Annotated in this window: 11 protein-coding genes; 9 read left to right on the top strand and 2 right to left on the bottom strand. The window is 33.7% G+C overall.

What is annotated here, in order from left to right:
- Positions 1 to 59 precede the first annotated feature (59 nt).
- Positions 60 to 527 carry an SsrA-binding protein SmpB gene (smpB, locus tag GBH57_RS14925; protein WP_151675303.1) on the top strand — a complete coding sequence of 156 codons (468 nt, stop codon included), beginning with the start codon at positions 60 to 62 and terminating at the stop codon, positions 525 to 527.
- A gap of 80 nt (positions 528 to 607) precedes the next feature.
- Positions 608 to 3085: a DUF5686 and carboxypeptidase regulatory-like domain-containing protein gene (locus GBH57_RS14920; RefSeq protein ID WP_151675302.1), complete on the top strand. Its 2478-nt coding sequence runs from the start codon at positions 608 to 610 to the stop codon at positions 3083 to 3085.
- 22 nt (positions 3086 to 3107) lie between these two features.
- Here GBH57_RS14920 and GBH57_RS14915 read toward each other — a convergent pair whose 3' ends face one another.
- Positions 3108 to 3749: a protein-L-isoaspartate(D-aspartate) O-methyltransferase gene (locus GBH57_RS14915; protein ID WP_151675301.1), complete on the bottom strand. Its 642-nt coding sequence runs from the start codon at positions 3747 to 3749 to the stop codon at positions 3108 to 3110.
- 142 nt (positions 3750 to 3891) lie between these two features.
- On the opposite strand from GBH57_RS14915, the gene GBH57_RS14910 reads away from it, so the two are divergent.
- The 7 genes from GBH57_RS14910 to miaA all read left to right on the top strand — a co-directional run bounded on the left by GBH57_RS14910 (position 3892) and on the right by miaA (position 11032).
- Positions 3892 to 4860 carry a Gfo/Idh/MocA family protein gene (locus tag GBH57_RS14910; protein WP_151675300.1) on the top strand — a complete coding sequence of 323 codons (969 nt, stop codon included), beginning with the start codon at positions 3892 to 3894 and terminating at the stop codon, positions 4858 to 4860.
- A gap of 86 nt (positions 4861 to 4946) precedes the next feature.
- Positions 4947 to 5834, top strand: coding sequence for a 3-hydroxybutyryl-CoA dehydrogenase (locus GBH57_RS14905; protein ID WP_151675299.1), 888 nt, complete (start codon positions 4947 to 4949; stop codon positions 5832 to 5834).
- Between the two features lie 43 nt (positions 5835 to 5877).
- Positions 5878 to 7116 (top strand): DUF1015 domain-containing protein, encoded by a 1239-nt coding sequence (locus tag GBH57_RS14900; RefSeq protein WP_151675298.1) that lies wholly within the window; start codon positions 5878 to 5880, stop codon positions 7114 to 7116.
- Positions 7117 to 7168: 52 nt separating this feature from the next.
- Positions 7169 to 7828 (top strand): YggS family pyridoxal phosphate-dependent enzyme, encoded by a 660-nt coding sequence (locus GBH57_RS14895; protein WP_151675297.1) that lies wholly within the window; start codon positions 7169 to 7171, stop codon positions 7826 to 7828.
- Positions 7829 to 7835: 7 nt separating this feature from the next.
- Complete coding sequence (locus GBH57_RS14890; RefSeq protein WP_151675296.1) at positions 7836 to 9218, top strand: exonuclease domain-containing protein; 1383 nt, start codon at positions 7836 to 7838, stop codon at positions 9216 to 9218.
- 105 nt (positions 9219 to 9323) lie between these two features.
- Complete coding sequence (locus GBH57_RS14885) at positions 9324 to 10121, top strand: ion transporter (protein WP_151675326.1); 798 nt, start codon at positions 9324 to 9326, stop codon at positions 10119 to 10121.
- A complete protein-coding gene (miaA, locus tag GBH57_RS14880) occupies positions 10121 to 11032 on the top strand; it encodes a tRNA (adenosine(37)-N6)-dimethylallyltransferase MiaA (RefSeq protein ID WP_151675295.1) in 912 nt (303 codons plus the stop codon). The genes GBH57_RS14885 and miaA overlap by 1 nt, the downstream gene beginning before the upstream one ends.
- Positions 11033 to 11064: 32 nt before the next feature.
- Here the strand turns inward: miaA and GBH57_RS14875 are convergent, their stop codons facing one another.
- Positions 11065 to 11781 (bottom strand): response regulator transcription factor, encoded by a 717-nt coding sequence (locus tag GBH57_RS14875; protein WP_151675294.1) that lies wholly within the window; start codon positions 11779 to 11781, stop codon positions 11065 to 11067.
- Positions 11782 to 11783: the final 2 nt, after the last annotated feature.

The following is an 11783-nucleotide window of genomic DNA, read 5'->3' as shown; positions in this document are numbered from 1 at the left end:
GGAGTAAAGTTATGAATCTTTTAAAACGGAATTATACTACTTAGTACTATTTTTGCACTATGGCATTACAAAAAAACGTAAAAATAAAAAACCGAAAGGCTAGGTTTGAATACGAAATATTAGATAAATATTCCGCAGGTATTGTGTTAGCTGGTACTGAAATAAAAGCTATCCGCGAGGGACAAGCTAGTATTGCAGAAAGTTTTTGCGAATTTAATGAAAACGGCGAACTCTTCGTAATAAATATGACGGTTCAAGAATACTCTCATGCTACACATTTTAATCACAATCCTAAAAGTGAACGAAAGTTACTACTTAACAGGAGTGAATTAAAAAAATTAGAGAAAAGCGTAAAAGCTAGTGGACTCACCATTATACCATTATTGCTTTTCACCAACGACAAAGGGCTTGCCAAAATGCAAATTGCACTGTGTCGAGGAAAAAGAGAATTTGACAAACGAGATTCAATTAAAGACAGAGATAACAAACGCGATTTAAGTCGTATTAAAAAATCTTTTAATAACTAAAGACGTTAAAACTGTTCGGTTTTTAACAACAGAATTTTAGGTAATCGTATCTTCGTTAATAATTAATAGTTATTGATAATATGAAATACTTTGTACTTACATTTCTCTTGCTCTGCACCTTTACTATTAATGCCCAAGTAATTGGTAAAGTTACAGACACTGAAAAACAACCACTTCCTTATGTTAACGTGTATGTTCAAGACACATACTCAGGAACTACCACAAATGACGATGGACTCTACGAACTAAACATAGAATCTTCAGGAAATTATACTATTATTTTTCAATTTCTAGGATACACTACTATCACAAAAAAAGTTACAGTAGAAAGTCTACCATTTATTTTAAATGTTGAATTAGAAACTGAAACCACTAGTTTAGATGAAGTTGTAATTGAAGGCACTGAAGATCCCGCATACCGTATTATTAGAGCAACAATTGCGCAACGCAAAGAAAACCTTGAAAAAATTAGCGAATACAAAGCAGACTTTTACTCGCGCGGTTTATGGAAAGTGAAAGATGTTCCTGAAAAAATATTAGGGCAAGAAATTGGAGACATGGAAGGCGCACTAGATTCCACAAGGAGCGGAATTATTTATCTTTCAGAAAGCATCTCTAAAATTTCATTTAAACAACCTAATGATTTTAACGAACGTATTATTGCTAGCAAAGTAAGTGGAAATGATAACGGTTTCAGTTTTAATAGTGCGCAAGAAGCTACATTCTCCTTTTATGAAAACACACTCGAGCTTAATACAGCAATAGTATCACCCATTGCAAACAATGCCTTTAGTTATTACGATTATAAACTAGATGGAGTTTTTTATGAAGACGGAAAACTAATAAATAAAGTAAATGTTATCCCAAAAAGACCCAAAGACAGGGTTTTTAAAGGAGTGATTTACATCGTTGAGGATGATTGGCAATTGTACGGAGTAGAAATTTCAACAACCGGAGCTGCAATACAAGTTCCTTTCATTAAAGAATTAAAATTTAAACAAAATTTTAAATATGATAAGAAATATGATTTCTGGGTAAAAATATCTCAGACAATCGATTTTGGTTTTGGTTTTATGGGGCTTAATGGTGATGGCCGTTACATTTGCGTCTACAGTAATTACGATTTTAACCCTCAATTTGACAGAAAATCATTTAGTAATGAAGTACTTTCGTTTGAACCTGAAGCTAATAAAAAGGATAGCGCTTTCTGGAATGGAACACGCCCAGTTGCATTGACTATTGAGGAATTCGATGATTATATAAAAAAAGACAGCTTGCAAGTCCTAAGAAGATCGAAGCCTTATTTAGATTCAATTGATCATAAGAACAATAAATTCAACATTTCAGATCCGCTTTTTGGGTATACTTACAGCAATACGTTTAAAAAATATAGGCTAAGTTATACTGGTCCAGTTGAAGGAATTGCTTTTTCTACCATTCAAGGCTACAATAGCAATGCTGGTATAAATTACTTTCAGTGGTTTAATGAAAACCAAACAAAGTGGATTTCTATGGGAGTAAATGCAACCTACGGTATTGAGGAAGACAGATTACGATTTACAGGATACATCACTAAAAACTTTAACCGAAAAAACAACTTAAGAGTCTCTCTTTATGGAGGTAGTAAAGTGACGCAGTTTAATGAATTGGAGCCTATTTCACCATTAATAAATAGCATTTCTACGCTTTTTTTTGAACGCAATTATTTAAAAGCTTACGAACTTAACAGTGTACATTTAGCATATCGACAGGAGTTATTCAATGGCCTCGAAGGATTTGTAAAACTAGGGTATGAAGAAAGAGCTCCTCTCTTTAATAATTCAGAATATTACACTATTCCCACAACTGAAAGCTACACATCAAACAATCCATTAGCTCCAGCAGATTTTAATACTGCTGCAACTAACGAACACACCATTTTTAAATCGCAGATACAAGCACGCATCACTTTTGGACAAAAGTATTTTTCTAATCCTGATATGAAATTCAACATAGGAAGTGAATTATACCCACGACTAGATATTATTTTTGAAAATGGATTAGGGGCTTCTAATAGCAACTATAATTACAGTCAACTTAGTGGGGCACTTTATCAAAATTTCGGACTAGGCAATAAAGGAGAATTTTACTATCGCTTAAAAGGAGGAACTTTTTTTAACGGAGACGATATTTCGTTTGTAGACTATCAGCATTTTAATGGAAATCAAACTCGTGTAGGGACTTCACCCAATTACACAAACACTTTCAACTTGTTGCCTTATTACGATTTAAGCACCAACAAAGGTTATTTTGAAGCACATGCAGAACACGATTTTAGAGGTTGGATTTTAGGTAAAATCCCTGGTATAAATCAGCTTAATTTCAACTTAGTTGTTGGCGGTCATTTTCTAGCTACTGAAGATAGAGCCCCATACAGCGAGTGGAGCGTAGGAATTGACAATTTAGGTTTTGGAGTTTACAGATTGCTACGGGTTGACTATGTTCGCTCTTATCGAGGCGGTGTTAGCGATGGTGCTTTTGTATTTGGTTTGAAATTTTTAGACCTATTTGGATTGTAATTTCTTCTGAAATAGTATATAATTAATTCTTGTCCTCTAACAAAGGAACAAATCTAAACTCCCCAAAAGTTTCTTTATTAAACTCAGTAGCCGAAGTTCTTGTAAATACATTCATAATTTGCACTTTATCACCAACAGGAATCACAAGCTTAGCTCCTACTTTTAGTTGTGCTAATAGTGGGTTAGGAACATATGGTGCTCCAGCAGTAACAATAATACCATCAAAAGGTGCTTCTTCTTTTAAACCAATATAACCATCTCCAAAAATCAATCTTTTAGGTCGATACCCAAGTTTAGGCAGAAAACGTTTTGTCTTTTTAAAAAGTTCGTTTTGGCGTTCAATACTATATACTGTTGCCCCCATTTCTAATAAAACGGCAGTTTGATAACCACTACCCGTTCCAATTTCCAATATTTTATCGCCAGATTTCACACAGAGCAATTCGGTTTGTTTTGCCACAGTATAGGGCTGTGAAATTGTTTGATCAGCAGCAATAGGAAATGCTTTATCAACATATGCGTGATCGATAAAACCACTATCCATAAACAAATGTCGAGGAATTGTATTTATCGCATTTAGCACATCGGCATTAGAGATTCCCTTTTGTTTAAGGACATCCACTAATCTTTTTCGCATTCCTTGGTGAGTAAAAGTATCTTTCACGAGTTGGTTTTTGGATTGACTGCAAAATAAGAAAAGTCCTTAACGTTTCCGAAGAGAATTTGCTTAAAACAGCTAAAAGTTATGAGTTGTAGCTCTTTTAATCTAGCCTACAATATGGTACATTTGTGTAAAACAATTACGCATGTTAAAAGCAGGAGTTTTAGGTGCAGGTCACCTAGGAAAAATTCATTTAAAATTACTTCAGCAGTCTACAAACTACGACCTCGTAGGTTTCTTTGACGCTAACCAAGAAGCTGCAGCTGTTATTGAAGCTGAGTTTGGCTATAAAAGCTTCCCATCAATGGAATCATTAATTTACGCCTGCGATATGGTAGATGTAGTGACTCCTACCCTATTTCATTTTGAATGTGGAAAAAAGGTTATAGAAGCTGGTAAGCATTTATTTATAGAAAAACCTATTACACATACTGTTGAAGAGGCCGATGCATTACGCGACTTAGCTAAAAAACACGGAGTTCGTGGGCAAGTGGGACAAGTTGAACGCTTTAACCCAGCATTTATGGCTGTTAATCATATGATTGACAAACCTATGTTTATTGAAGCTCACAGACTTTCGGAATTTAATCCTCGTGGTACTGATGTATCAGTAGTATTAGATTTAATGATTCACGATATTGACGCTATATTAAGTGTTGTTAAAAGCGATGTTAAAAGAGTACACGCAAGTGGTGTTACAGTAATTAGCGAAACGCCAGATATTGCAAATGCTCGTATTGAATTTGAAAATGGATGTGTTGCAAATCTTACTGCTAGTAGAATTTCAATGAAAACTATGCGTAAAGCACGTTTCTTTCAAAAGGACGCTTATATTTCTGTTGATTTTTTAGAGAAGAAATGTGAAGTGGTTAAAATGAAAGATGCACCAGAAAATCCGGATGATTTCGCAATGATTTTAACAAATGCTGAAGGTGTAAAAAAACAAATCTATTTTGACAATCCAGAAGTGGACGCAAATAATGCCATACTTGATGAGCTTAATAGTTTTGCTGAAGCTATAAAGAACGACCGCACACCGGAAGTATCACTTTCACAAGGTGCCGATGCATTAAGAGTAGCGATGCAGGTTATTGAAAACTTTAAAATGTTATAAGTTTTTAAAATTTCCGAAGAAGAAAAATTTAATTAACTACAATGATAACACGTTCCTATTTTTACAGGAACTAAATATAAAACTAAATGGAAAACGTAGCAGTTATAGGTGCAGGAACAATGGGAAATGGTATTGCCCACACATTTGCACAGTTTGATTACAAAGTTCAATTGATTGATATTTCGCAAGAAAACATTGATCGCGGTATGGCAACTATCACTAAAAATCTTGATCGAATGGTAGCCAAAGAAAAAATTAGCGAAGATGATAAAGCTCGTACGCTTAATAATATCACTACGTTTACTAGCCTTGAACAAGGAGTTAAAGAAGCTAGTCTTGTTATTGAAGCTGCAACTGAAAATTTAGATCTAAAACTTAAAATTTTCAAAGACTTAGAAAAGTTTTGTCCTTCAAACACCATTCTTGCTAGTAACACATCATCAATTTCTATTACACAAATTGCTGCCGTTACTTCGAGACCAGAAATGGTAATAGGAATGCACTTTATGAATCCTGTGCCAATTATGAAATTAGTTGAAATCATTAAAGGATATAGCACAAGTGACGAAACTTACAAAACTGTAGAAGAAGTTTCTAAAAAGTTAAACAAAGTACCTGTTGAGGTAAATGACTACCCAGGATTTGTAGCTAACCGTATTCTAATGCCTATGATAAATGAGGCAATCGAAACCCTTTACAATGGCGTTGCTGGCGTAAAAGAAATTGATACGGTAATGATGTTAGGTATGGCTCACCCAATGGGACCATTAGCTTTAGCTGATTTTATAGGACTTGACGTTTGTCTTTCAATATTAAACGTAATGTATGACGGGTTTAAAAACCCAAAATACGCCCCTTGCCCGTTATTAGTTAATATGGTTATGGCAGGTAAAAAAGGTGCTAAAAGCGGAGAAGGTTTTTACGACTACAGTGAAAACAGAAAGGCTGAAGTAGTTTCAAGTCAGTTTGCATAATTCATTAATAACTGAATTAATAATATCAAATTAAACACCTCTCTTGGCTAAAATAATCCCTTTTAAAGCAGTACGACCTACCCGTGATAAAGTTAGTTTAATAGCTGCAAGATCTTACGATAGCTACACGCCACAACAACGTGAGGCGAGGTTGAGAGACAATCCTTTTTCATTTCTGCACATCGTAAATCCTGGTTATAAATATGACCAAGTTATTAGCGGAAAAGAACGCTATACCTTAGTTAGAAATAGGTATCAGGAATTTAAAGAAGATGATATTTTTAAGAAAGACGAAACAGCAAGTTACTATGTGTATAAAATAGTAAATCGTGACGGCTTAGTTTTTCATGGAATTATTGCTGCAGCAAGTGCTCAGGATTATGAAGACGATATTATTAAAAAACACGAGGACACTCTCAAATATAAAGAAGAAATATTTGTAGAATACCTTAAAACAGTGGGTTTTAATGCTGAACCCGTATTGATTACCTATCCAGACAATCCTGAATTAGAAACTATTATCTCTAAAGCAATATCTGTACGTGCGGAATACGAATTTACCACAACATATAGAGACACGCATTATTTATGGCCTATTTTAGACACTGCCATTATTGATAAAATAAGTGCCATTTTTGATAAAATGGACACGCTCTATATTGCTGATGGTCATCATCGATCTTCTTCTTCTTATTTATTAGCTAAAACTTCTAAAGAAGAAAACAAAAATCATAAAGGAACAGAAACTTATAATTACTTTATGAGTTACCTAATTCCTGAAAGCAATTTAAAAATATACGAATTCAACAGACTAGTTAAAGATTTAAATGGCCTTAAAAAGGAAGAGTTTTTAATAAAGCTTGATGCACATTTCAGAATTGAAAATAGAGGTCTTGAATATTACAAACCCTCTAAGAAAAATCATTTTAGCATGTATCTCGACGGAAATTTCTATTCCCTATACCTCCGTAAAGATTATTACAAAATCGAAAACGCATTAGATGGTCTAGACACACACATTTTATTTAAGCTAATTTTAGACCCCATTCTAGGAATTAAAGATTTACGAAGCGATAAGCGTATAGATTATTCGCACGGTAAAAATGACTTAGCTTACGTAAAAACAGTTGTTGACAGAGGTGATTTTAAAGTTGGTTTTGGGCTAGTTCCAGTTACCACTAACGAGATGAAACAAATTGCAAATGAAGGTTTAAAAATGCCTCCTAAGAGCACATACATTGAACCTAAGCTAAGAAGCGGAGTTACAATTTACGAATTTTAGCCCTGAATCTTAAAGTGATATTTCTTCGGAAATATTAATAAAATGAAACCTCATGATAGCTGAACAAATAACGTTTTACAATAACCAACTTCCCGAAGAAGTGAAATTGGTAGCTGTGTCTAAAACAAAACCTGTTGAAGACCTAATGGAAGCTTATAATGCAGGACAGCGAATTTTTGGAGAAAACAAAATCCAAGAAATGGCTGAAAAATGGGAACAAATGCCAAAGGATATTGAGTGGCACATGATTGGTCATGTACAAACCAATAAGGTAAAATATATGGCTCCTTTTGTAAGCCTTATCCACGCAGTTGATAGTCTAAAATTATTAAAAGAAATAAATAAACACGGAAAAAATAACGAACGTATAATCTCCTGTTTATTACAAATAAAAATAGCCTCAGAGGACAGTAAGTTTGGTTTATCTCAAGAAGACGCCAAAAAAATATTAACTTCTGAAATATTCAATGAATTAACCCACGTCAAAGTAGTTGGGCTAATGGGAATGGCTACATTTACAGATGATCAATCACAAATAACATCAGAATTTAAAACCTTAAAAAACTGCTTTGACACATTTAAAAAAGAACACTCAAACATTAAAGAACTTTCAATGGGTATGAGTGGTGATTATCAATTAGCAATTAAAGAAGGCAGCACAATGGTACGCATAGGAAGCGCTATTTTTGGAGCCAGAAATTACAACAAGTAGAAAACTTTTGGAATACGCAATATTAGATATAGAAACCACAGGAGGTAAATTTAACGAAGAAGGAATTACTGAAATTGCCATCTATCGCTTTAACGGGATAAAAGTAGTAGATCAATTTGCAAGTTTAGTAAACCCTGAACGCCCTATTCAACCGTTTGTAGTAAATCTTACAGGTATTAATAGTGAAATGTTACGCAATGCACCTAAATTCTACGAGGTAGCAAAACGTATTATTGAAATGACTGAAGGTGCTGTACTAGTGGCACATAATGCAAATTTTGATAACCGTATTCTCACCACAGAATTTGATCGCCTTGGTTATAACTTTGATATGGAAACCCTATGTACGGTTGAATTAGCAAAAAAACTAATCCCAGATATGCCTTCGTACAGCTTAGGAAAACTGGTACGCTCGCTTGGTATACCTTTAAGCGATAGACACAGAGCACAAGGTGATGCTAAAGCAACTGTAGAGCTTTTTAAACTACTATTACTTAAAGATGAAAATCGCGAGATAGTAAAGCAGTTGGTAAAGAAAGAACCTAAAAAACAAATAAACACTAAGCTATTAGATATAATTAAATCTAGTACTTCAGATACTGGAGTGTATTACTTACACAATGAAAATGGCGACATCATTTATATAGGTAAAAGTAAAAATATTAAAAAAAGATTGACACAACATTTTACAAGTGACAATCGAAAATCTAAACAGATACAACAAGAAGTAAGTTCTGTTACATTTGACAAAACTGGAAATGATCTAGTTGCTCAATTACTTGAAAGTGATCAAATAAAACGTCATAAACCTAAATTTAATCGTGCGCTTCGTAAGTCGATTTTCAACTATCAACTTGGTAGCATAGTTGATGAGGATGGTTATATCAATTTAAAAATTGAAAAGGAAGATTCTCGTAAGAAAGCAATTACAACTTTTACTAGTTTTCAATCTGCTAAAAATAGTCTAGAAGGTATTATAGCTAAATATGGCCTTTGCCAGCGCCTTGGGGGTTTCCACAAAACTGAAGAAGCTTGTTTCAGCTACACTATAAAAGAGTGCAATGGTGCTTGTGTACAAGAAGAGGCTCCTGAAGCATATAACGAAAGAGTACAAGTTTTCCTTGATGAATATAGTTATGCGAGCAAAAACATGTTAGTGATCGATAAAGGGCGTGACAGAGATGAAAGATCCGTTGTCTTAATTGAAAATGGAATCTTTAAAGGTTTTGGTTTCTACACGCTAAACCATCAAATAACACAACCTGAAATTTTAAAGTCGATTATTCGCCCAATGAAAAACAACCGTGATTCTCAGCATATAATTCAGACCTATTTAAAAAAACGAAAAGTGATTAAAACTATTAATTTAGACACTAACACAGAGAGTTAAAAGAAACTTCGTTACATTTAAATTAAATTTAAGCAATTGAAAACCAGCAACGAACAAAGTTTAAGAAGCAAACTTCACACCATCATTTATGAGGCAGACACCCCTATGGGGAAGCTTTTCGATGTAATACTGCTTATTTTAATTGTAGTGAGTGTTATTTTCGTAATGTTAGAAAGTGTAAAAGGTTTTTCCGAAAACACATATAAATGGCTATACTACGGTGAATGGATTATTACAATATTCTTCTCACTTGAATACATTGCAAGAATAATTACGGTAAAAAAACCATCGACCTATATTTTCAGCTTTTATGGAATTATAGACTTACTATCCACAATACCACTATATCTATCATTCATATTTGTAGGATCTAATGCGTTACTAGCCGTAAGGGCTTTACGATTGTTACGTGTATTTAGAATTTTAAAAATAACACGCTATATAGGTGAAGCTAACAAACTATCTAAAGCACTAAAAGACAGTAGAGCTAAAATATTAGTATTCCTGTTTTTTGTATTGATATCATCAATTATAGCAGGAACAATTATGTACTTAATTGAAGGGGAAGAAAGTGGATTTGTAAGTATTCCTGTAAGCGTCTATTGGTGTATTGTCACACTAACAACAGTTGGTTTTGGCGATATTGCACCTGTTACTCCACAAGGTCAATTTATTGCTGCTATTATTATGATTTTAGGTTACGGAATTATCGCTGTACCTACTGGAATTGTTAGTGCCGAATATGCTAAAAAAATGAATGGCAAACCCAACCAAGACGACCCTGATTATGTTCACGTAAACACACAAGCTTGTCGTAATTGCGGAGCTAGTAAACATAGAGACGATGCAGAATTTTGCCATAAATGTGGAACTCACCTTCACCCTGAAGATATTCTTGAATAATGCCTAAACCACTATTAATATGCGTTGTGGGAGCAACAGCAATTGGAAAAACAGCTTTAGCTATTAAAATTGCTAATGCTTTTTCTACCGAAATATTAAGTGCTGATTCTCGTCAGTTTTTTAAAGAAATGGCTATTGGAACTGCTGTTCCTTCAACGGAAGAATTATCGCAAGCAAAACATCACTTCATTCAAAACATTTCAGTTGTAGACACATATACAGTAGGTGATTTTGAACGTGATGCACTAGCTAAATTAGACAGCATATTTCAGAAAAAAAATATCGCAGTATTAGTTGGCGGTTCTGGTTTGTATGTAGATGCTGTAGTCAAAGGCTTAGATAATTTTCCAAAAGTAGATCCTAAAATTAGGATAGAATTAAATAAGGATTTAGAACAATTTGGCATCACTTCGCTTCAAGAAAAATTAAAAGAAGTAGATTTTGAAAGTTTTAAAACAATAGACATCCATAACCCTCGAAGAGTTATTCGTGCTTTAGAGTTGTTTATTGAAACCGGAAAACAATATTCATATTTCCTTAATGAAAATAAAGTTGCTCGCCCATTCAACACACTTTACATTGGTATAAACGCACCTAGAGAGACTATTTACGATAGAATTAATAAACGTGTAGATATAATGATTGAAGAAGGATTGGTAGACGAAGCCAAAGGTTTGTTGAAATATAGAGAACTGAACGCACTGCAAACCGTAGGTTATAGAGAACTATTTCAACATTTTGATGGAGAAATCACCTTAGAAGAAGCTATTTCAGAAATCAAAAAAAATACCCGCCGTTTTGCAAAACGACAAGGAACTTGGTTTAGAAAAAATGAAACAATAAATTGGTTTGATTTTGATGCTGATTTCCTAATTATTGAGGGTTTTATAAAAACAAAAAGCGCCCTTTAAAAAAGGCGCTTTAAACACTATATGTATCTCGATTAGTTTTCTACTTCACTTTTAACTACAAGCCTAAAACCTTCTCCGTGGATATTGATAATCTCTACATCATCATCGTTACCTAGGTATTTTCTAAGTTTTGCGATGTAAACATCCATACTTCTAGATGTAAAGTAATTATCATCTCTCCATATTTTTGTTAATGCTAACTCACGTGGCATCAAATCATTTTTATGAAGCGCAAGTAAACGAAGTAATTCATTCTCTTTAGGCGACAATTTAACTGGAGTATCTTTTTTATAAGACAGAAAACGCAATTTAGAATTCAAGAAAAAATTACCCACTTGGAATTCAAACTGCTTACTATCTGCAATTGAATCTGTTGTTTTTCTTTGAATAATTGCCTTAATTTTCATTAACAGCACTTCACTATCAAATGGTTTATTTAGATAATCATCAGCTCCCACTTTGTATCCTTTTAATACATCTTCTTTCATTGCTTTTGCAGTTAAGAAAATAATAGGCACCTCTTCATTTTTCTCTCTAATTTCTTTAGCTAAAGTAAATCCATCTTTATAAGGCATCATTACGTCTAAAATACAAAGATCGTAATCATCCTTTTTAAATTTTTCAAAGCCTTCCATTCCGTTTTTAGCATGAGTAACGTTATAGTCATTCATTGCTAAATAATCTTTCAGGACAGTTCCAAAGTTTGGATCGTCTTCAACTAGTAGAATTTTTTTATTTTCGGTTTCCATAT

It is taken from the genome of Patiriisocius marinus (assembly GCF_008974325.1).
GTDB classification, from domain to species: Bacteria; Bacteroidota; Bacteroidia; order Flavobacteriales; family Flavobacteriaceae; genus Patiriisocius; species Patiriisocius marinus.
The sequence above is the reverse complement of the archived record's forward strand: the minus strand, read 5'-3'. Positions and strand labels throughout refer to the sequence as shown.